Source organism: Micrococcales bacterium (genome assembly GCA_009784895.1).
GTDB lineage: Bacteria > Actinomycetota > Actinomycetes > Actinomycetales > WQXJ01 > WQXJ01.
Map to the genome: position 1 here is coordinate 1 of WQXJ01000016.1, position 21954 is coordinate 21954.

Annotated in this window: 17 protein-coding genes, 1 tRNA gene, 1 other RNA gene and 2 pseudogenes; 18 read left to right on the forward strand and 3 right to left on the reverse strand. The window is 61.8% G+C overall.

Annotated features, from left to right (window positions below; translation table 11 throughout):
- Positions 1-871: 871 nt before the first annotated feature.
- On the forward strand, positions 872-1396 hold the full coding sequence (locus FWD29_04305; GenBank protein ID MCL2803162.1) for a GNAT family N-acetyltransferase: 525 nt from the start codon (positions 872-874) through the stop codon (positions 1394-1396).
- Positions 1397-1445: 49 nt separating this feature from the next.
- Positions 1446-1529: transfer RNA gene (locus tag FWD29_04310), tRNA-Ser, on the forward strand.
- Positions 1530-1659: 130 nt separating this feature from the next.
- Here FWD29_04310 and FWD29_04315 read toward each other — a convergent pair.
- Positions 1660-2046 (reverse strand): SdpI family protein, encoded by a 387-nt coding sequence (locus FWD29_04315; GenBank protein MCL2803163.1) that lies wholly within the window; start codon positions 2044-2046, stop codon positions 1660-1662.
- 564 nt (positions 2047-2610) lie between these two features.
- On the opposite strand from FWD29_04315, the gene ffs reads away from it, so the two are divergent.
- The 9 genes from ffs to FWD29_04360 all read left to right on the forward strand — a co-directional run bounded on the left by ffs (position 2611) and on the right by FWD29_04360 (position 11899).
- Positions 2611-2706, forward strand: an RNA gene (gene ffs / locus FWD29_04320) — signal recognition particle sRNA small type.
- 144 nt (positions 2707-2850) lie between these two features.
- The gene (locus FWD29_04325; GenBank protein MCL2803164.1) at positions 2851-5091 is read left to right on the forward strand and encodes a DNA polymerase III subunit gamma and tau; all 2241 of its coding nucleotides are present in this window, start codon (positions 2851-2853) and stop codon (positions 5089-5091) included.
- Positions 5092-5167: 76 nt separating this feature from the next.
- Complete coding sequence (recR, locus tag FWD29_04330) at positions 5168-5761, forward strand: recombination mediator RecR (GenBank protein ID MCL2803165.1); 594 nt, start codon at positions 5168-5170, stop codon at positions 5759-5761.
- A gap of 121 nt (positions 5762-5882) precedes the next feature.
- Positions 5883-7193 carry an aspartate kinase gene (locus tag FWD29_04335; protein ID MCL2803166.1) on the forward strand — a complete coding sequence of 437 codons (1311 nt, stop codon included), beginning with the start codon at positions 5883-5885 and terminating at the stop codon, positions 7191-7193.
- Positions 7190-8227, forward strand: coding sequence for an aspartate-semialdehyde dehydrogenase (locus tag FWD29_04340; GenBank protein MCL2803167.1), 1038 nt, complete (start codon positions 7190-7192; stop codon positions 8225-8227). The genes FWD29_04335 and FWD29_04340 overlap by 4 nt, the downstream gene beginning before the upstream one ends.
- Positions 8228-8240: 13 nt before the next feature.
- Positions 8241-9374, forward strand: a complete 1134-nt coding sequence (locus FWD29_04345; GenBank protein ID MCL2803168.1) for a glycosyltransferase family 4 protein — start codon at positions 8241-8243, stop codon at positions 9372-9374.
- A gap of 81 nt (positions 9375-9455) precedes the next feature.
- Positions 9456-10307, forward strand: coding sequence for a transporter substrate-binding domain-containing protein (locus tag FWD29_04350; GenBank protein MCL2803169.1), 852 nt, complete (start codon positions 9456-9458; stop codon positions 10305-10307).
- Between the two features lie 33 nt (positions 10308-10340).
- Entirely contained in the window at positions 10341-11150 is an 810-nt protein-coding gene (locus FWD29_04355) for an amino acid ABC transporter permease (GenBank protein MCL2803170.1), read from the forward strand.
- A gap of 20 nt (positions 11151-11170) precedes the next feature.
- A complete protein-coding gene (locus FWD29_04360) occupies positions 11171-11899 on the forward strand; it encodes an amino acid ABC transporter ATP-binding protein (GenBank protein MCL2803171.1) in 729 nt (242 codons plus the stop codon).
- A 19-nt stretch (positions 11900-11918) separates the two neighbouring features.
- Here the strand turns inward: FWD29_04360 and FWD29_04365 are convergent, their stop codons facing one another.
- Positions 11919-12563: a TetR/AcrR family transcriptional regulator gene (locus tag FWD29_04365; GenBank protein ID MCL2803172.1), complete on the reverse strand. Its 645-nt coding sequence runs from the start codon at positions 12561-12563 to the stop codon at positions 11919-11921.
- Between the two features lie 175 nt (positions 12564-12738).
- Between FWD29_04365 and FWD29_04370 the strand changes: the two genes are divergently transcribed.
- The 3 genes and pseudogenes from FWD29_04370 (at position 12739) to FWD29_04380 (ending at position 15500) form a co-directional block, all read left to right on the forward strand.
- Complete coding sequence (locus tag FWD29_04370; GenBank protein MCL2803173.1) at positions 12739-13362, forward strand: PadR family transcriptional regulator; 624 nt, start codon at positions 12739-12741, stop codon at positions 13360-13362.
- Entirely contained in the window at positions 13359-14438 is a 1080-nt protein-coding gene (locus FWD29_04375; protein ID MCL2803174.1) for an inositol-3-phosphate synthase, read from the forward strand. The genes FWD29_04370 and FWD29_04375 overlap by 4 nt, the downstream gene beginning before the upstream one ends.
- Positions 14439-15137: 699 nt before the next feature.
- Positions 15138-15500, forward strand: a pseudogene (locus FWD29_04380) (DEAD/DEAH box helicase family protein).
- 184 nt (positions 15501-15684) lie between these two features.
- Here the strand turns inward: FWD29_04380 and FWD29_04385 are convergent.
- Positions 15685-17106, reverse strand: coding sequence for a CCA tRNA nucleotidyltransferase (locus tag FWD29_04385; protein MCL2803175.1), 1422 nt, complete (start codon positions 17104-17106; stop codon positions 15685-15687).
- Between the two features lie 210 nt (positions 17107-17316).
- Between FWD29_04385 and FWD29_04390 the strand changes: the two genes are divergently transcribed.
- The 4 genes and pseudogenes from FWD29_04390 to FWD29_04405 all read left to right on the forward strand — a co-directional run bounded on the left by FWD29_04390 (position 17317) and on the right by FWD29_04405 (position 21934).
- Positions 17317-17802 carry an NUDIX hydrolase gene (locus FWD29_04390; GenBank protein ID MCL2803176.1) on the forward strand — a complete coding sequence of 162 codons (486 nt, stop codon included), beginning with the start codon at positions 17317-17319 and terminating at the stop codon, positions 17800-17802.
- Positions 17799-19844 carry a DUF6049 family protein gene (locus tag FWD29_04395; GenBank protein MCL2803177.1) on the forward strand — a complete coding sequence of 682 codons (2046 nt, stop codon included), beginning with the start codon at positions 17799-17801 and terminating at the stop codon, positions 19842-19844. The genes FWD29_04390 and FWD29_04395 overlap by 4 nt, the downstream gene beginning before the upstream one ends.
- Positions 19845-20050: 206 nt before the next feature.
- A pseudogene (locus FWD29_04400) lies at positions 20051-20182 on the forward strand (4Fe-4S ferredoxin).
- 159 nt (positions 20183-20341) lie between these two features.
- Positions 20342-21934, forward strand: a complete 1593-nt coding sequence (locus FWD29_04405; protein ID MCL2803178.1) for a murein biosynthesis protein MurJ — start codon at positions 20342-20344, stop codon at positions 21932-21934.
- Positions 21935-21954: the final 20 nt, after the last annotated feature.

Here is a 21954-nt window from a genome sequence, read left to right on the forward strand (position 1 = left end):
CTCCCGCCGTGAAAAGGACTCACCGGCGCAACACCGTGGTGGTCCCATAACTGGCAAAACAGGTGGTCCCATGCTCGTGGCAAAACAACCCCTCAACCGGTCCCATGCACGTGGCAAATGACAGCGCCACGGTTCGGCCGAATCGACTTGAACGGCTGAGTTATTGGACCAGATCGAGGTGAACGATTCGATGATCGGGCCAGAGCGTTTCCCCAGGTGGGCGGAAATCGGCGTCATCGAAGCGGTCATGTCGATTGGCCGGTGTCATCGAAGCGATCATGTCGATTGGCCGGTGTCATCAAAACGATCATGTCGATTGGCCGGCGCCATCGAAGTGGTCAAGTCGATTCGGTGGTGTCATCAAAATGTTCAGTTCGATTGTTGTCCCGCAGCTACCAAGCACCAAAAACAGGGCGACTGGCCGTGACTTAGCGCGAAAACACGGTCGACAGTCGCGACTTAGCACCAAGACCGGGTCAACAGTCGCGACTTGGCATGAAAACAGGGCGACTGGCCGCGACTTGGCATGAAAACAGGGCGACTGGCCGTGACTTAGCACCAAGACAGGGTCAACAGTCGCGACTTAGCGCGAAAACACGGTCGACAGTCGCGACTTAGCATAAAGACAGGGTTATCATCTAGACCGCGGCTGTGACCAGCCTAAATGCTCCACCTCCAGAGCTCAGTCCTGTTTTGGGTCAAGGTCGTGGCGGCTTGACCTGTTTCGGTGCTAGGTCACGGCGGACCAGCCTCTTTCGGCGCTAGGTCGTGAGTCGTTCGCCTGGCCCCGCCCCTTCTGGTTCGAGTGTGCGAAGATGCGGGCGTGTCGTTAGCTCTGCCCCCAACTACTGAGCGGCTCATCCTGCGACGGATGACCGTGGCCGACCTACCGGACCTCAAGGCCATCATGCAAGATGCCGCCACCATGGTCGCCTACGAAGGACCGTTCGATGACACAGAAGTCCAGCAGTGGCTTGACAAGGCCATTGAGCAATACAAGGCCCATGGCCACTGGCTCTGGGCAGTAGTCGAGCGCCGGAGCAGCCAAACGATTGGACAATGCGGCATCACCTGGCAGCAAGTCAACGACCAACTTGTATTGGAGGTTGGCTACCTCTTCAACCGGGCGTTTTGGCACCAAGGCTTCGCCACTGAGGCGGCCCGAGCCTGCCTCGATTGGGCCTTTGGCCAGCTGGGTGCCGAAGAAGTATTCGCCATTGTCCGCGACACCAACGTCGCCTCAATGAACGTGGCCATCCGGCTGGGTATGACCATCCGAACCCGCTTTGTCAAGCACTTCCGCGGCATCGACATGCCGCACTTTGCCTTCGCCATCACTAGGCAAAACGCCAGCCAGTGGTGTGGCCGCGGGCTCGGTGCTGACTTGAAGCACTAGGCGGCCAGCCAAAACTTCATAGTCCTCAGGGGGCGGTCACGGCCGCATTGGAGGTATCGCCAAGTTGCCTATGGCGCACGCTTGGAAAGCGTGTTGGGTACAAGCACTCGGGGGTTCGGATCCCCTACCTCCGCCGTTCCCGGCCCCGCCCCGCCTGGCCCGAAGTGTGCGAATTGGACAGGGCGGCATTACCTGGCAGCAGGTCAGCGATCAGCCAGTGCTAGAGGTTGGCTGCCTTTTCAACCGGGCGTTTTGGCTCAGCCCTAGAGGTCGTCAGGAGGTTCGTCTTCCAGCACTTCGTGGGCGGCCTGCTGGGCCTTGGCGATAGCCACCAGCACACCGACCAAAATGACAATAATGCCCATCATCACCACAGTGCCCCAGATGACGTTTGGCCGGTCCGGGCTGCCCCTAAAAGACCAAGCCAACCCCATGATGATGGCCTCGACGCACATCATTACGCCAACGAATTGAGCCGCCCGGGCAGCGGCCCTATTGCCTGCTTCAAAGGCCGCCTTGCTCTTCATAGTTCGCGCCGTGCGAATGCCAGCGAAGTAGTTGATGGGCAAGGTGCCGGCTGCGGCTTTGCCGCCCAACCAGTAGACAACGACGCCGGCAATCAGGAGCACGGTCATGGGCAGCAAGATCACGGCATTCACCCTAGGGTGCCGGCCAATTGCCCGCAATCAGGGTCATCGGAGGTCATGCAAAGGCTCTGTCTCGCGGTGAGATAGCTGGTCAAGGCTTGATTTGTAGGAAGGGTCGAACTGGCCGGCAGAGGGGCAGGCCAATAGCTCGCAATCAGGGTCGTCAATGGTTATGCAAAAGCTCATTCTCGCGGCAAAGGGGCAGGCCAGAGGATCGCAGCGGTCGGCGCAGGCCAATAGCTCGCAATGTGATCTAAGTCGGATTATGCCGAAGCTCGGTCTCGCGGTGAGATAGCTGGTCAAGGCCTGATTTGTGGGAAGGGTCGACCTGGCCGGCAGAGGGGCGGCCGGGGCGCGGCAAAGGGACAGGCCAGAGGATCGCAGCGGCCGGCGCAGGCCAATAGCTCGCAATCAGGGTCATCGACGGTTATGCAAAAGCTCGATCTCGCGGCAAAGGGGCAGGCCAGAGGATCGCAGCGGTCGGCGCAGACCTTGCGGCTGCCGGGCCCGACCGCTGCGCCCAAACCGGCGGGCAGGCACAGGCCAGGGCCAGTCGGTTAGGCTTGTTCCGGCCCCCCACGTGGCGGCACCCACCCGAATCCCCCAGGACCGGAAGGTAGCAAGGGTAGGGCGGCTCTGTCGGGTACGTGGGGGGTCCTTGCGTCCGATGCCGTCCCTGGGCCAGGCGCGTTTGGCCAGCGGGCCTGTGCCACAGCCAGGAATACAGCACCAGCCCACGAGGTCCCGAACCGCGGGCTGGAGTTGATCGATGTGACCAATGTCGGTCCGGGCGCCTAGGCTCATAGGGTGAGTCAAGCCCTTTACCGCCGCTACCGGCCGGAGACCTTCAGTGAGGTTATTGGGCAGGAACACGTCACCGAACCACTCAGCCAGGCCCTACGCTCCGGCCGGGTGTCGCATGCTTATCTGTTTTCAGGACCGCGTGGCTGCGGTAAAACCACCTCGGCCAGGATTCTGGCGCGCTGCCTCAACTGCGCCCAGGGCCCTGCGGCTGAGCCCTGCGGCCAGTGCGACTCGTGCGGTGAATTGAGCCGGGCGGGGTCGGGTTCGCTGGACGTGGTCGAGATTGACGCCGCCTCCCACGGTGGCGTTGATGACACCCGTGAGCTGCGTGAACGGGCGGTTTTCGCGCCGGCCAGAGACCGTTTCAAGATTTTCATCCTGGACGAGGCCCATATGGTCTCCCAGCAGGGTCTCAATGCGCCGCTGAAGATCGTTGAGGAGCCGCCACCGCACGTCAAGTTTGTTTTCGCCACCACTGAGCCAGAAAAGGTCCTGCCCACGATTCGCTCTCGCTCGCACCATTACCCCTTCCGGTTGGTGCCGCCGGGCCTGATGACGGATTACATGTCGACGATTTGCGCCTCGGAGTCGATCACGGCCGAGGCTGGGGTCTTGCCACTAGTGGTTAAGGCTGGCGGCGGTTCGGTCCGGGACACCGAATCAGTCCTGGACCAACTGATGGCCGGGTCGGCCGAAGGGCATATCACCTACTCCGGGGCTGCGGCCTTACTCGGTTACACGCCTGCGGCCATGCTTGACCAAATGGTCGCCGCCCTAGGCTCTGGTGACGGCGCAGCCATGTTTGATGTGGTTGAGCAGGTCATTGAGTCGGGTCAAGAGCCTCGCCGCTTCGCCGAGGATCTGCTGGAGCGTTTGCGCGATCTGCTAATAATGGCAGCTAGTGGCGACCAGGCCCAGGCGGCTCTGCGCGCCTTGCCGCCAGATCAATTGGTCCCGTTGCGAGCCCAGGCCAGCGCCATTGGGCTGGCCGGGTTGTCAGCCGCAGCCGATTCGGTCAGCCAAGGCCTGGCCGCCATGATGGGCGCCACTTCGCCGCGCCTACAACTTGAACTGCTGGCGGCCAGGACCTTGATGGCGATTGGACGTCCAGTGCCGGCGCCAATGCCGAGTTCCGCTGTTGAGTTGCCGGGCCCGGCGGCTCAGGCCCGGCCCATGCGACCGGCCGGGCAGGGTCAAACCGCCGCTCCGCCCGCAGCGCCGTCCGCGCCGTTAGCGCCGGAACCGAGCCAGGGCCCAGCCAAGACCGCGGCCCGCCGGGCCCAGGCGGAGCGCGAACCAAACCAGATGCCAACCCAACCTCCTCCCACCAAAACCCCTTCCGCCTCTGCCGGCCCCGGCCCGGCGGGCCGGCAGCGCCCAAACTTCGTGGACTGGGTTGAACCCCAGGACCCAGCGACCGGTTCCGGTTCGGTTGGGCCATCGAGTCCCCTTTCAGGTGACCACGGGGCCGGCCACCCACCCCGGGCCGATGCCGGGCCGCTGGCCCCGACTGCTCCTCACCGGCCTGCACCGTCAGTTGCTCCCGGCGGCAGCAGCCTGACCGTCAGCCAGGTCAACCAGTCCTGGGACAAGCTTGCCGCCACGCTCAAGGCAATCAACATTTCGGCCGCAGCCCTGCTGGTCCAGGACGCTTTTGTGGCCCAGGCGCAGGGCGATACGGTCGAATTGGGCTTCAGTAACCCGGGGCTGGCCAAGCTCTTCACCGATCGCTTCACTGGCCCCGCCACTGAGGCTTTCAGCCAGGTTCTGGGCCGGCCACTGACGGTCATTGCGGCTGGACAAGACCGGCCGGCCGCACCCAAGGCCGCCCAACCAACCACTGTGCCCCCGGTCCTGGGGGCCGCAGCAGCGCCACAGGCCGCCGGACCTACCCTGATGCCCCAGATCCCGGAGCTCGGTCCACCGGCCGTGAGGCAGCCAAGCCCGGAGCCAACCGGGCCTGCCCACCTCAAAGCCGAGCCGCCGCCTGATCCGTCAGGGCCGGCATCGGCCGCCGCAGCTAAGCCAACACTGGCCAACGTTGCCGCACCAGCCCGGCCAGGTGAGCCCATGGTCCTGGCCGTGCCCGAGCCAACGGCTGCACCTAGCGAAGCCGAGCCGGTAGAACTGATCGACGATTCGGGCGACCCTGGACTGCGCGGTCTGACCGGCGTGCCGCTGATCCAGCGAATGTTTGACGCCGACATCATTGACGAAATCGCGCCGCCTGACGACGGCAAATAGCAGCCGAAAGCCCCGGTGAACTCGGCCACCGCTGTGTCGGCACCGTCGTGTCGGCCCTGCCGGGTAGGGTTGGCGCGTGTTTTCCGGTGCCCTGCAAGATTTGGTCGATGAGCTGGCTGCGTTGCCCGGAATTGGCCCCAAGGGTGCCAGTCGCATTTCCTTTCATTTGCTGTCCGCGCCCACAGCGGAGGTTGAACGGCTAATCACCGCCTTGACCCTGGTTAAGGAGAAGGTTCGCTTCTGCACCAGGTGTTTCAACGTGGCTGAGGACCAGTTCTGTGTGGTCTGCCAAGACCCGCGGCGGGACCAGTCGCAGATCTGCGTGGTCGAAGAGCCAAAAGACGTCATTGCCGTGGAACGGACCGGCGAGTTTGGCGGTTTGTATCACGTGCTGGGAGGGGTGATTGATCCGATTGGCGGCATTGGCCCGGACGAACTGCATATCCGCGAACTGATGTCACGTTTGGGGGATTCGAATGTCAAAGAGGTCATAATCGCAACTGACCCAAACATCGAAGGTGAGGCTACTGCCAGCTATTTGGCCCGGGCGCTGAAGGCCCTTGATATCCCGGTCAGCCGCCTCGCCAGCGGCCTGCCGGTGGGTGGCGATCTGGAGTATGCCGACGAGGTCACATTGTCCCGCGCCTTTGAGGCCCGTCGTTCGCTCTAGTGGGCCCTGGAACAACCCAGCCTTTCCCTTATGGGAGAATCACCGAACGTGTCCTGGCGCCCAGGCGCCTACCCGCAGCGACAAGTCAAGACCGCGAAACCGAGCTAGGAGGGGCCCAACTGTGAGCCTAGTGGTCCAAAAGTACGGCGGATCTTCGATCAGTGACGCCAACGCTGTGCTGCGCGTAGCTCGTCGTATCGCCGGCTACCGTCAGGCCGGCCATGACGTGGTCGTCGTGGTTAGCGCCATGGGGGATTCCACCGACGAGCTGACTGACCTGGCCGAACAGATCACCCCGAACCCACCCGGGCGCGAATTGGACATGCTGCTGACCGCCGGTGAACGTATTTCGATGGCCCTGCTGGCCATGGCCCTGCATGACCAGGGCCACGAAGCCCGCTCTTTCACCGGCTCACAGGCCGGCGTCATCACCGATCAGTCGCACGGCCAGGCCCGCATCATTGATGTCACCCCGGGGCGGATTCGCGGGGCGCTCGATGACGGTGCCGTCGCCATCGTGGCTGGTTTCCAGGGGGTTTCCCAAACCACCAAAGACGTCACCACTTTGGGCCGCGGCGGTTCCGACACCACAGCGGTGGCTTTGGCCGCTGCCCTTCAGGCCGGTGTTTGCGAGATTTACACCGACGTTGACGGTGTCTTTTCGGCCGATCCGCGACTGGTTAGGCGGGCTCGCCGCCTGGCCCGCATCACCCATGAGGAGATGCTCGAAATGGCCGCCGCCGGTGCCAAGGTCCTGCACGTCAGGTCGGTTGAGTACGCCCGCCGCTACGACGTTCCCATGCATGTCAGGTCTAGTTTCTCTGACCTGCCAGGAACCTTGATAGTCGATGGCGCCAAACCTTTCCCGCTTGGCCCTGTTTCAGTTTTCGACCCAGAAAGCACTACCGCTATGGAACAACCCATTATCTCTGGCGTGGCCCACGACCGTTCACAAGCCAAGATCACTGTGGTTGGCGTGCCGGATGTTCCGGGTAAGGCCGCCGCCATTTTCCAGGTGGTCAGTGCCGCCGGGGTCAACATCGACATGATTGTGCAAAACGTTTCGACCGAGGTGACCGGCCGGACTGACATTTCCTTCACCTTGCCTTCGGTTGAGGCTGCCACCACGGTCAGCGCCTTGGAAGGGGCCAAGGCGAATCTTGGTTACCAACGTTTGGTCCACACCGATTCGATCGGCAAACTGTCGCTAATTGGCGCTGGTATGCGTTCCCATCCAGGTGTCTCCGCCAGGCTGTTCGAGGCGCTGAGTCAGGCCGGGGTCAACATCGAAATGATTTCGACTTCTGAGATTCGCATTTCGGTGGTAACCGAGCTTGACGCCCTCGACGGCGCCGTCAGGGCCGTACACACGGCCTTTGACCTCGACACCATGGAAGACGAGGCCATGGTTTACGGAGGGACGGGCCGATGAACCCCAACCTCGCAGTGGTTGGTGCCACCGGCCAGGTCGGCTCAATGATGCGCCAGCTATTGGTTGATCGTGCCTTTGCCTATGACTCGATCCGGTTTTTCGCCTCGGCTAGGTCTGCCGGGCGCCAATTTGACTTTGATGGACAGACCATCACGGTTGAGGATCTGGACAAGGCCAACCCGGCCGGGGTAGACCTGGCCTTGTTTTCGATCGGTGGCGGCGCCTCAAAGCAATATGCCCCCTGCTTCACTGCCGTTGGCGCCACGGTCATCGACAACTCTTCGGCCTGGCGCATGGACCCGCAGGTGCCACTGGTGGTTAGCGAAGTCAACCCCGAGCTGGTCGCCGCCGCACCGAAGGGCATCATCGCCAACCCGAACTGCACCACCATGGCCGCCATGCCAGTACTTGGCCCACTCAGCCGGGCCGCTGGTCTGGTCTCGATGGTGATCTCGACCTACCAGGCCGTCAGCGGCAGCGGCGGAGTAGGAATCGATGAGCTCAAAGGTCAAGTCGACGCCGCCATGGGGCAGGACCCGACCGCCCTGGCTCGCAACGGTCAGGCCGTCGAATTCCCCCCGCCCAGTGTCTATGCCGCCCCGATCGCCATGAACGTGGTGCCTTTGGCCGGGCCAATGCTTGACGATGGTTCGGGTGAAACCAGTGAGGACCGCAAGCTGCGTGACGAGTCGCGCAAGATTCTTGGCCTGCCGGATCTGGCTGTCAGCGGCACATGCGTTCGAGTGCCGGTTTTCACCGGCCACTCTTTGTCGATCAACGCCCAGTTCGCCCGCCCCATCAAGCCAGCCGAGGCGACCAGCATTCTGAGCCAGGCTCCAGGTGTGGTTGTGTCGGAGCTACCCACTCCGCTGCAGGCCGCCGGGCAGGACCCGGTTTTCGTTGGTCGGATTCGCCAAGACCAGTCGGTGCCAGGCGACAGGGGGCTGGCCTTGTTTGTGGTTGGCGACAATCTGCGTAAAGGCGCCGCCCTCAACGCGGTCCAAATCGCCGAGCTGGTCCTAGCCGGCCGCTAGGTGGGACATCGAAGTGGTCAAAACCCTTATTGTCACCAATGACTTCCCGCCGCGCCAGGGCGGTATTGAGAACTTCGTTTTCGAGATCGCCAGCCGCTTTGACCCGGCTGACCTTGTGGTTTACACCTCCAGTAAGCCTAACGCGGCAGCCTACGATGCCGCATTGGCGTTCGAAGTGGTGCGGTCTAAGTCCAGGACTCTTTTGCCCGGGCGGACCACGGTAGGACGAGTTTGTGACTTGGTTCGCCAACACCAAATCGAGGCCATCTGGTATGGCTCGTCGGTGCCACTTGGTTTGATGGCCAAGACCGTTAGGCGCCGCAGCGGCGTTAAGCGCCAGGTGGCCACTTCCCATTCACACGAGGTCTGGTGGGCCAAACTACCTGGTACCCGCCAGGCGATGCATTACCTGGGCGAAAACGTTGACAACTTGACCTACATCACCCAGTACACCAAGGACGCCATCAGCCAAGCCCTTAGCCCGCAGGCGATCGACCGGATGGTCCGCCTGTCCCCGGCTGTATCGCCACAAACGTTCAACCCCGAGGTTGACCCACAACCGGTCTTTGAACGCTATGACCTGGCCGGGCGGCCAATTATTCTGTGCGTTGGCCGCGTGGTTTGGCGCAAGGGCCAGGACACGCTGATCAAAGCCATGCCCCGGATTCTCCAGCGCCAGCCTGAGGCAGTATTACTGATTGTCGGGACCGGACCGCAAAGCGACCACCTCAAGCGCCTGGCCTACCGTCTGGGTCTAATCGACTCGGTCATCATCACCGGCGGCGTACCTTTCGAACAGTTGCCCAGTTACTTCGCCGCGGCCAATGTCTTTGCCGGCCCCTCACGCAGCCGCTTAGGTGGTCTGGAGGTTGAAGGTTTTGGCCTGGTCTACTTAGAAGCCCAAGCCAGTGGGGTGCCAGCGGTTGTGGGCAACTCTGGCGGCACACCCGAGGCTGTCCTCGACGGCCAAACCGGATGGCTGGTCAACGGCAAAGACCCAGGCGAGGTTGCCGCCAGCATCATCCAGCTGCTAGATGACCCGGACGAAGCCCAAGCCATGGGCCAGGCCGGGCACCGCTGGGCCCAGGCGCAGTGGGATTGGGGTCAACGTTACGACACCCTGGTGACACTGCTGGAAACGCAATAGCGATCGACTTGACCGCCACCTGACTTGGCGGGGTAAGGTCTTGCGCGTGGCCAACGGGCCACGAAAACGAAAGGGCCCCCAATGAAGTCGTTGTTCAAGACCCTGGCCACCCTGAGCCTAGCTGCTGCCCTACCCCTGACCCTGGCTGCCTGCGGCAGTGATTCCGGCGGCGAAGGCACCGATGAAGCCACCGCTGATACCTCGCCTTTGCGCGTAGGCATGGAAGCTGGTTATGCCCCGTTCAACTGGACCCAGAAAGACGATTCCAACAACGCCGCGCCGATTGACGGCGGTGGCTGGGCCGGCGGCTACGACGTGGCCATTGCCCAGGCCGTGGCCCACTACATGGGTCGCGAGATCGTGGTAGTCAAAATGGACTGGGACGGTTTGATTCCGGCTTTGACTACCGGGCAGATCGACATGATTGTGGCCGGAATGTCGCCCACTGACGAGCGGCGCGAAGCCATCGACTTCTCCGATCCCTACTACACCTCTGATGCGGTCATAGTGGTACGCGGCGATTCTGAATACGCCCAAGCCACCTCGCTGGAGGACTTCGCCGGAGCCAAGATCACGGCCCAACTAGGCACCATCCACTACCCCCTGGTCGAACAGATTCCCGGGGTGGACCAGCAGACGGCGATGGATTCCTTCCCCACTATGGTGATCGCGGTCAAGAGCGGCAAAATCGACGGCTATATCTCTGAACGTCCCGGGGCGCTTTCGGCCGTGGCGGCTAACCCAGAATTGAGTTTTGTGGCCTTTGAACAAGGCCAGGGCTTTGATGTTGACCAAAACGAGATCGCCATCTCGGTGGGTGTCAAACAAGGCTCTGAACTGACCGAACAGATCAACCAGGCGCTGGCCAGCATCAGCCTGGATCAGCGGGCCCAGATGATGGATCAGGCGATTGCGAACCAGCCAGAGGGATGATTTCTTGCGGGGCGCTAATCAGGAACGGTTAGCGTGACAATCCTGGCGGCCGGCGGTAGCCGAGGGTTTTTTGCCCAGGTCTGGTACCAACTGGTTGAATACGGCGGCTGGTTCCTCAAAGGCGCCGGCTACACCATGATGATCGCCATTATCGGCACCATTGTGGGCACGGGCATTGGGTTGATGATTGGCACCGTCAGGACCCTGCCGACCGGACCACATGACGGTACGCGCTTTAGGCGGGTGGTGCTGCGGGTGATCAATGCCCTGCTGGCGGTCTATATCGAGGTTTTCAGGGGCACACCTATGTTGGTCCAAGCCCTGGTGGTGTTCTTTGGCCTCAAAGCGGTTATCGACCTTGACTTGGCCCCGCTACCGACCGGTTTGCTGGTGGTGTCAATCAACACTGGTGCCTATATGAGCGAGATTGTGCGCGGTGGCATCCAAGCAATTGACGGGGGCCAAATGGAAGCCGGGCGGGCCGTCGGCATGAAGCATTGGTCAATCATGCGCGGTGTCATCTTGCCCCAAACCATCCGCAACATCATGCCGGCCACAGGCAACGAGTTCGTGATCAACATTAAAGACACTTCGGTGCTGTTCTTGATTGGCGTGACCGAGCTGTTCACCCAGGGTAAGGCCGTACTTGGGATCACTTACCGGTCCTTCGAGGTCTATCTCACCATCGCCGCCATTTACCTGGTCCTGACCTACACCACCACTCGAGTTCTGCGTGTGCTTGAACGGCGACTGGAAGGCCCGGAAAACTTCACCTTGGCGACTTCCCAGACCATGCCGGAATCAATCCTGCTGCGCCGCCACGGTGACGGAGGTGCCCGGTGAGTACGAACGAACCGACCGTGGTGGTCGAGACTAAGCAACTAACCAAGGACTTTGGCGAAAACGAGATCCTCAAGGGCATCGACTTTTCGATCACCAAAGGCGAGGTGGTTTCCGTCATTGGTTCCTCTGGTAGTGGCAAATCGACCTTCCTGCGCTGTGTCAACCTACTTGATTGGCCCACTGGCGGTGAGGTGCTCTACCACGGCCAAAACGTGCTTGCCCCGGGTTATGACGTTAATCATTACCGGGCCAAACTGGGCATGGTCTTTCAGCAGTTCAACCTGTTTGCCAACTTGTCGGTTCTATCCAATTGCGTCATTGGGCAGATGCGAGCGGCCGGCCGGAGGCGGGCCGAGGCGGTCGACATTGCCAAAGATTTCCTAGACAAGGTCGGCATGGCACCTTACGTCAATGCCAAACCGCATCAACTCTCTGGCGGTCAGAAGCAACGGGTCGCCATCGCCCGGGCACTGTCAATGCAGCCCGAAGCCCTGCTGTTCGATGAACCAACCAGTGCCCTTGACCCCGAAATGGTTGGCGAGGTGCTCAAAGTCATCGGCTCGCTGGCCCACACCGGTCTAACCCTGATCATTGTGACTCACGAAATGGCTTTCGCCCGTGATGTCTCTGACCGCGTGGCCTTCATGGACGGCGGTGTCATTGCCGAACAAGGTCCGCCCAATCAGGTTTTCACCAATCCCAAGCTGCCGCGAACCAAGGAATTCTTGGCCCGTTTTCTTGGCGGCTAACCTTAGCGCCAGGGCGGCGTCAGTCTGCCTCGTCTAGCAGCTGGCGAGCCAGGTCCCGCAAAGGCTCGACATGTTCCGGATTGGCCATGCCAATAATGTAAATGTCCAGCATGGGCCCGATTTGCCTAGGCGATACCACCGCCGGGCCAACCAGGCCGGATAGCAGCGTGACACCGCTAAACCAGGCCACCACCAGCACAGTGACGGCCGAGGCATCAAGATCGGCCCGCATCTGACCGGCCTCGATTCCCTCTGTGACGTAGTCGGTGAAAGACTCGATCCAAAGGTAGTAGCGCCAGGCCAGCTCCTCGTTGGCAGCACCCTTTTCCAAAGACAGGCGCATACCGGCCCGGGCGATGACGTCATTCGATAACAATCCCAAAAGGGCCACGGCCGCCCGGATCAAGGCTTCCCCGGCTCTGGCCTCGCCCACGGCTTGTTCAACCGTTTGGTACATCAAGCTGTTTTGCTCTTCAATGACCTCGTCAATCACTTCTTCGAGAGTTGAGAAGTGATCAAGAATCGACCCCAAGGCCAGCCCGGAAGCCTCAGCCACCAACGCCAAAGTCACCCGCGATGCGCCAACCTGCTCAATCACCTGTGCCGCCGCAACCACAACCTGCATTCGTTCGGCTTCGCGTTGGTCCAAACCCGGCTGCGACATCTGACACTCTCTCCAGCGTTGTTATTTCCCAACAACAGTGCCACGCGCCCCTCAGCCGCACAAGACCTGGGGCAACTTGCGTGATGTAACGAGATGACCTAATGTTGCGATGTATCGAATCGATACATCGAGATTGACTTGCCGTAGCCATAGCTGATCAAAGGAGCAAAAGTCCGTGCGCAATCGGTCCAGAGTGCTTGAACTCGCCGTTCTGGGCTTGCTCCACGCCGCGCCGATGCACGGATACGAACTGCGCAAGCGCCTAAACGAAATGCTTGGCCTGCTGCGGCCCTTCTCATACGGCTCGCTCTACCCCTGCTTGAGGGAACTGGCGGACAAAGGTGCGATTACGGCATCGGGCGACCTGGACCAAGCCCCAACCGCCTCAAGGCGGGGACGGATCGTCTACCAACTGACCACGGCTGGGGCCGAACTTCTGGAGCATTTGCTGGGTGAAGCCGGACCGGCTAGCTGGGAAGACGAGAACTTCGACGTTCGTTTCGCCTTATTCGCCCAGACCGATGTCGACACTCGGGTCAGAATCCTTGAGGGCCGGCGCATCCGCATGGCGGAGAGACTCGATTCCCTCTTCACCGCCATCAACCGCGGCCAACCGGCCGATGCCTACACCGCCGAACTGCAACGCCACTCGCTCGACCAACTTGAGCGTGAGGTTCGTTGGCTGGAAGGCTTGATCGATGCCGAACGCGCTGGTAGGCGGGTCGGCAGGTCTCTCACTCCGGTCCACGCCCCGATCAGAGGGGCCCACCTATCACAATCTATTAAGGAGACAACATGAGCCCGATCCGCGTCGCCATTGCCGGCGTTGGGAACTGCGCCGCCTCGCTGGTGCAGGGCGTTCATTTCTATCGAGACGCCAAGCCAAATAGCTCGGTGCCGGGATTGATGCACGTCCAATTTGGGCCCTACCACATTAGCGACATCAACTTCGTCACCGCCTTCGACGTTGATGCGGCCAAAGTTGGCCTGGACTTAGCTGATGCCATTGTTGCCTCAGAGAACAACACCATCGAGATTTGTCAGGTGCCAGCCACAGGCATAACGGTCCAGCGCGGGCCCTCCCTGGATGGATTGGGCAAGTACTACAGCGAAACCATCACTGAGTCGAGCGCCGAACCGGTTGATGTGGTGGCGGAACTGCGGGACAAAAAAGTCGACGTGTTGGTCTCCTACTTGCCGGTAGGTTCTGAAAAAGCCGACAAGTTCTACGCCCAGTGCGCCATTGATGCCGGGGTCGCTTTTGTCAACGCCCTGCCGGTGTTTATTGCCTCGGATCCTGCCTGGTCGAAGAAATTCCAGGACGCCGGTGTGCCGATAGTGGGTGACGACATCAAATCTCAGGTTGGCGCCACTATCACCCATCGCGTCCTGGCCAGGCTGTTCGAAGACCGGGGCGTCATCATGGACCGGACCTATCAGCTGAACGTGGGCGGCAATATGGACTTCAAGAACATGTTGGAGCGAGAGCGCCTTGAGTCAAAGAAGATCTCCAAGACCCGGGCCGTGACATCGAATATTGACCACACTTTGGCTGAGCGCGACATCCACATAGGGCCATCGGACTATGTCGCCTGGCTCGATGATCGCAAATGGGCCTTTGTCCGTCTGGAAGGTCGGGCCTTCGGTGAAGTGCCGTTGAACCTGGAGTACAAGCTTGAGGTTTGGGATTCGCCCAACTCGGCCGGGATCATCATTGACGCCGTGCGCGCCGCCATGATCGCCAAGGATCGCGGCATTGGCGGCGCCATTACCTCGCCATCGACCTACTTTTTCAAGTCCCCACCAGTTCAGCACGAAGATCGTCAAGGCCGGGCCATGGTCGAGTCGTTCATCAAAGGCGAACTGGAACGCTAGGCGGCAGCGCCACTCAGCTGGGGTGGTGGTGGGTCGAGGGCTCCCGGCTGTCTCGCTCTGAGGACGCTTTAGCCTGATCTGGGTTGCGGCCTCCCGGTCCGATCTAGCCTCGTTCACATGGCTGGGGCTACAAAGACCAAACCCGCGCTCGCAACCGGGCCTGAAGCAAATCCGACCACGGCTGGACCCGGCGCCCGGAACGGCTCGCGGCGCGGCGCCATCGAACAGGCTTTGTCCCAGGCCGGTTGGGACGGGTCCAGAGTCACACGCAACTACGAGCTGACCGCAGCGCCGGCCCGCCAAGGTCCCGGGCGGGGCCACCACGGCGCGCAACATCACGTTGTCGCCTACGTACTTCAAGCCGTGCCGGGTACACCGACGGCCATAGTGGCTTCAGTTGGTGCCAACCACAACCCGGAGACAGCTCTGCGCCGAGCCATTCGCCAAGGCCAAAGGCTTGATGTGCCGCTGGTCTACGTCACCAATGGCAAAGACATCGTTGAGCATTCGACTCGCACAAACCGGCACCGGGCCGTTGCCGCTTTCGCAACGCCAAAACGGGCCTGGGCTACCTACCTGAAAGACCGCCAACTGGACCGGTCACAAGGCGACTGGCTGGCTCAGCCCTTTGACCCCGAACTCTTCAACGGTCCTGATGACCAGCTGCGCTACTACCAGATTGTCGCCATCAACCGGGTCATGGCGGCAATCGCCAAAGACCATGCCCGCGCTCTGCTGGTGATGGATCCTGGGGCCGGACGCACCACAGTGGCCCTCCAAGTCGCCGCCAAGGCCCGGGCGGCTCGGGCGGCCGCAGGCAGCTTGGAACCCCTGCGTGTGCTTTACCTGGTCGACCGGGCCATAGCCGTGGCCTCGGACTTATCTGACCAGTTTGCCCCAGCCTTTGGGCCGGTCGACCTGAGCTGGCCAGCCGGGCCGGCCAATCCGGTCTTATTCGCCACCGCGCGGGAGCTAGCCAGCTTTGACGAATCTCCAAGTCGCTATCCAAGTAGCCATTTCGACCTGGTGGTGGTCGACGAAGCCAGGACTTCCTCCTTCGACCGGCCTGGCCTGGGCCGGCTGTTGCAGTACTTCAACCGAGCCTTTCATTTGGGCATGACCTGCGCCTCCCGCGCCGAGGCGGCTGAGACCTACGCCTACTACGGCAATCCCTTGTACCTCTACACCGCCGCACAGGCCAAACAGGACGACTTCTCCCAATGGCCAGTTCTTGACCAGCACTCGGCTAAACCGAACGCTCCTGCCACCATTGCTTCAACGCCGCGACGGCGGCCGCTTCACCCAGGGGGCCCTGGTTCATTCGCAGCTCCAGCAGAAACCTATAGGCCTGGCCCACCACCGGGCCCGGCTCGAGCCCCAGCAGTGCCATTATCTGCTCGCCATCCAAGTCGGGTCTAATCGCGGCCAACTCTTCTTTCTGCTTCAGCTCTTCGATCCGAGCCTCAAGGTCGTCGTAGGCAAAAGCCAGGACCTCGGCCCGGCGGCGGTTCTGCGAGGTGCAATCCGCCCGCGTCAGCCGGTGCAAGCGTTCGAGCAGATCGCCGGCATCAACGACATAGCGACGCACGGCCGAATCGGTCCATCCGGCTTGGCCATAACCGTGAAACCGGAGGTGCAACTCGATCAACCGAGCCACCGCCTTGACCGTGGCGCTATCAAAGCGCAAGGCTTTCAGTCGTTTGGCCGCAAGTTTTGCCCCTACCACTTCGTGGTGATGGAAACTGACGGCCCCGCCGGCCTCAAAACGTCGAGTCGCCGGTTTGCCAATGTCATGGAGCAGCGCCGCCAGGCGTAGGACCAGGTCTGGCCCTGGTACCGGACCGTCAGGCCCAGTCTCCATTTCGATCGCCTGCTCCAGCACCCTGAGCGAATGCTCGTAAACATCCTTATGCCGGTGCAACGGGTCGACCTGAAGCTTCAAGGCCGGCAGTTCAGGTAGGACTGAATCAGCCAGTCCGGTAAACACCAGTAACTCAAGTCCGTGCCGCGGCGTTTCGGTCAAAAGCAGCTTGACCAGCTCGCCTTGAATTCGCTCCGGCGACACGATCGCCAGCCTTTCGGCCATAGACGTCATGGCGCCAATGACGTCTTGGCAGACCTCAAAGCCTAGTTGGCTGGTAAAGCGGGCCGCCCGCAGCATCCGCAAGGGGTCGTCATCGAACGATTGGGCCGCACTTACCGGCGTGCACAGCCGCCGCGCCGCCAGGTCAGCCAGGCCATCGAACGGGTCAACAAAGCTGATCGAGCCGGCCTGTCCTAGGGCCACGGCCATGGCGTTGACGGTGAAATCACGCCGCGACAAATCCCCGGGCAGGTCTTTGCCAAAGTCAACCGCCGGTTTGCGGCTATGGCTTTGGTAATTGTCTGAGCGGTAGGTAGTGACCTCGACCACCTCGGCGCCACGCCGGGCCCCGACCGTGCCGTATTCTTTGCCAATCTCCCAATGCGTATTGGCCCAAGTGCCCAGCACCGCCACTGACTGATCAGGGTTAGCCGAAGTCGCAAAATCCAGATCTGCTATGTCCCGGCCCAACATCAGATCCCGCACCGGGCCACCGACCAAGGCCAATTCGTGGCCCGCTGCCGCAAAGGCCTGACCCAGCGAAAGCGCGGCCGCCGGCAGTCGCTCCAGCGCCCGCTCGATCAATTCGCCACGGGCGGCGGACTGGTTATTGGCCAAAGGGCCTTTGCCATCATTTCCCACGATGCTCCAGCCTAACGGCGCTAATCGCGACGGGCGCGGCACCAAAGACGCATCACCCACTTTGACCGGGTCGGCGCCAGGCGCCGGCTCGTGCCGACACCGTAACTATGCCCAGTTGTTGGGGATATTCTCCAGTGCCCTAGGCTGGCGTACATGGCTTCCTTAGGTCTGGGTCAGGCGCGCGCCTGCGCCGACCTACCGGTGACCAAAGAGGTTTCGGCTGGTGGCTTGGTAGTCGATGCGATTGACGGCATCGCCCAGGCCGCTGTCATCGCCCGGCGCAATCGGGGCGGCCGGCTCGAATGGTGCCTACCGAAGGGGCATCTGGAGTCAGGTGAAACCCCAGCTCAGGCCGCCGTACGGGAGGTTCACGAAGAGACAGGTATTCGTGGCACCGTGGTGCGGCATTTGGGCACAATCGACTATTGGTTTCAAGGTGAGACTGCCCGCATTCACAAAATTGTCCATCACTACCTGCTTTGCGCCATAGATGGCAGCTTGACCAGCGAAAACGATCCAGATGAAGAGGCCGAGGTGGTCGCCTGGGTGCCGCTGGACCACCTCAAGACCCGCCTGGCTTATCCCAATGAACGCCGGCTGGTCCAAGTTGCCCGGTCTGTGTTGAACGGTGAAGCGTGAGCGCTAGGCGACCTCTACTGGCCAGCAGCTTGGCTGTGTTGCTTGGCCTAGTCTTGGCGCTACCGGCTGGGGCGGCCCCAAGGCCGATGCCGGCCCTGGCCTCGACCGGTCAGCCGGCCGGTTATGGCGCTTTGCCGGGCGCGGCGCCCGGGGCCGAGGCCGAGGTTGTAATCGAGGCTGCCACCACCGCCATTACCAGTACCGAACAGATGATCGAAGTCAGTGGCCAGGTCATCAGCCACTCGGAACAAGACTTGCGTGGAGATATCTCGTTCAGAGTGGCCAATGACGCTTTCGTAGATCGCCAGTCACTTGAGGATTGGCGCGGGCTGGATTTAGCCGGCCTGGACGAAGCCTCATGGGAGGCCGTGGCGGAAAGCCGCCAGTTGCTAACCGCGGGCGGCCAGCTCGAATTCAGCCTGGCAGTCAAAGCCAACGCCTTGAACCTGGGCAACTTGGACGATGAGCCGGGCTGGGGGCCACGCGGTTTCGCCATCAGTTTCTCCACCAATCAGGGTTTGGTCGCCGCCGCCCCTGGCTATTTGACCTTTGCCCCACCCGAAGAGGTCGCCGCCAGAGCCAGGCTGACCGTGACCGCCGGTCTGGTTATTGCCCCCAATGAGGCCTGGCCAGAAACCGTCACCCGGCTAACCGGCCTGATGCGGGCCACCAACAGCCCAGATATCACTTGGCTGCTCGACCCGGCGGTGCTGGACCAGGAAGCCACCCAAAGCCCCAATGGGGCCAGGCCTTTGGCCACATCCGTCAGCCAGGCTCTTGAAGACGGTAAAACCATTTACGCCTTGCCCTATGGCGACCCGTCTCTAGCCCGGCTGGCCCAGATCCAAGACCAGGCTTTCCCCCTGGTCGACCAGGCCCTTGTCTTCGGTGAGGCCCGCCTGATCGAGCTGTTGGGCGAACCAACGGCGGCCTTGATCCGCACCGGGGTTGATTGGGTCGAAGGCAGCGTCGACGCCAACACCTTGGCCCTAGCTAGCCGCACCGGCGCCCGCGCCCTGGTTTTGGCAGCTGAGGGGCATTCGCCGGCCAACGACCAGATTGGTCAAATGGTTGAAATGGCCTCCGGTGGCGCCAGGGTCCCGGCTTTGGTGGCCGACGCCTCCTTGACTAGCGCTGTCGTGTCGCCGCAGGAGGCTTCGCTGATAACGGGCTACGCCTCGGCCACTTTGGCGCTTGAAGCCGCCCAGCAGCAGCTAACCGACCGGCCTGGCCGCAGTGCCATCACCCTGCCGCGCGATGCCGAGGCCAGCGCCGGTTTGGCCCAGCGTCTAGCCGGGCTGATGAACTCACCTTGGGTGGCGGCCTCATCCTTGGACCAAACCATCGAAACCAAGCCGGCCAGCCGTCTGGATGTGGCCGGTTCGGCTGGGCCAGATTCCGGGCCCAGCGATGGCCAGTTACGCCAGGTTGCCCTGACTGTCCAACGAGCCGAGGCTTTTTCCACTATTACCGGCGATCCGGTGGCCTTTTACCAAGAAGTTCTGCCAGACCTGCTGATGGCTTTGTCTGGCGCCTGCCACAGCCGCCCGGCTTGCGATGCCGCTGCCGTCAAGGCCACGGGCGCTGCCAACACCAGGATGGATCAGGTTTCCGTGGTCACCGGCGGAGACATCAACCTGATCAGCAACAATGGCAAGGTGCCGGTTATCATCGCCAACCGCTCGATTGATGATGTGGCCGGGTTACGCGTCAGTCTTGAGCCAAAAACCACGGCCGTGCGGGCCGGTCAGGCCCAAAGTGTCGACATTAAGGCTGGCGAATCGGCCACTGTCCGCATTGAGGTCCAGGCTGTCGCCAACGGCATGGTGCCGGTCATGGTGGACCTGTCTAATCAGGCCGGCGACTCGGTTATGGTGCCAGCCGAGTTCAACATGCGGGTTAGAGCCGGTTGGGAAGACGTCTTCACCGCTATTGGCGGTGCGCTAGTGCTCGGAGTGCTGATCGTTGGCCTGATCCAGGCGGTGCGACAGCGGGGCCGGCGCCGCCAAGGGGACCTAGAGCGGGTTAAGGCCACAACGTGACGCGCCGGGACCCTAACTATTTCGACTACCAGATCAGGCCTTTCGGTTCATGGGAAGGACCGGTCGGTTCAGATTCGCCGACCGAACTAATCGCACCGGTCAAGCTGCCTGAGTTCGAACGGGTTCCTTGGCGCCAACGATTAGCTGAGAACCTAGCCGAAGCCCAATTGGCTGGGGCGGTCGAGCCTGCAGCGGTAGCTGACCTCGAACCACCCGCCCCTGAGCCGTTGCCTACCGCTGGCCCCGCCAGTGATGCCGACATCCCCCTGGCCCCGCTAGTTCAACAGGCGCCGCCAACCCCGCCGGTTCCACAGGCGCCGCCAGCCCAGCCTCCACCACCGGCTCTGCCAGCTCCGTCAGTTCCACAGGCGCCGCCAACTCCGCCTCCACCACCGGCTCTGCCAGCTCCGCCAGTTGGCCAGGTGCCAACTGACCAGCCCGTCAATCAGCATCCGAGTGGTGAAAGACCCAAGTCGATCCTGGGTTCAACAATGGCCATGGCCTCTGGCACCCTCACCAGCCGCCTGCTCGGCTTGGTCCGAATGGCCGTCATGGTCGGGGTCTTTGGCAGCGGCTTGACGGCGGCGGCCAACGCCTTTGACGTGGCCAATGGTGTGCCCAATTTCATTTACGCCATTTTGGCTGGCGGCGTGCTCAACGCCGTCCTAGTGCCACAAATTGTCCGCGCCTTCGCCGATGGCCGGGGCAACGAATATGTCTACCGGCTGCTAACCCTGGGCACTGTCATATTGGCGGTGCTAACCATCGCGCTGACCCTGGGCGCGGCCTGGCTGGTACTAGCTTTTACTTCCGGCTGGCCAGCCGACCAGCTCGCCCTGGCCACCACCTTTGCCTACTGGTGTGTGCCGCAGGTGTTTTTCTACGGCCTATACACGCTTTGGGGCCAAGTGCTCAACGCCCGTGGTTCCTTTGCCGCCGTGATGTGGGCACCGGTGCTGAACAATGTCATTTCGATTATCGGTTTCGGCACCTTCGCCATTGTTTTCAAACAGAAAACTGACGTCACCGGCTGGAGTGGCGGACAGGTCTTCTTGGTTGCCGGCACCGCCACCGCCGGCATCGCCTTGCAGGCGCTGGTGCTGCTAATCCCAATGGCACGGCTGGGATTATGGCCGCGGTTGCGCTTCGGTTTCAGGGGTTACGGTCTGTCCCGAGCCGCCACCATAGCCGGCTGGACCACCCTGGCCACACTGGTGGACCAAACCGCCATGTTAGTGGCGGTGCGGTTTTCCTCGGCCGCCCAGCATGCCGCCCCTAATGGACAGTTGGTCGCCTCCAACTGGGCTTTGACCTATGGCCTTTCGACCTACATCATTCCCCATTCACTGATCACGGTTTCGCTGACAACAGCCATATTCACGCGCATGTCCCAGGCCGCCGTGGCCGGAGACATGGCGGCCGTACGGCGCGATCTGTCTTATGGCATTCGCACCACATCAGTCTTCAGTTGCTTCTTCACGGCCGTCTTGGTCACTCTGGCTCTGCCGATCACCCGGCTGTTGTTGTTCACCTCGAGCCCCGACGGTATTGCCCCGGCGGCGGCCGTGTTGGTGCCACTGGCCCTTGGTTTGGTCCCATTGGGTATCACTTTGTTGGTACGCCGGGTCTTTTTCGCCCTGGACGACGGACGGACGGTTTTTTGGCTCCAGGTCCCCATGTCACTGGTCTGGATTGGCTTCGCCTTTCTGTCGATCAAGTTACTGCCACCGTCGTGGTGGGTAATCGGGGTGGGTTTGGGCCAAACCTTGTCATTCCTAGCTGGGGCCGTTCTGCGTTTGAATTCCCTTCACGACCGCCTGGGCGGAGTCGACGGACGCCGCTTGGCTTGGATGCACCTGCGCACCGGTGCGGCCGCTGTCGTCACCGGGCTGTTTGGCTATCTGCTTGGCCGTTGGCTACCGTTCGCCTCGCCGATCGCCTCGCGCGGCGCCGCGCTGGGCAACGTCGTCGTGGTCGGCTTGGCCATGACGGTGGTGTACCTACTTTGCCTTCGCCTGATGCGGGTGAGGGAATTGAGTGACTTCCTAGCTCCGGCCTTGTCCAAACTGCGACACCGTAGTGCGGGCTGACAAAGCCAGAGAGGTGACCA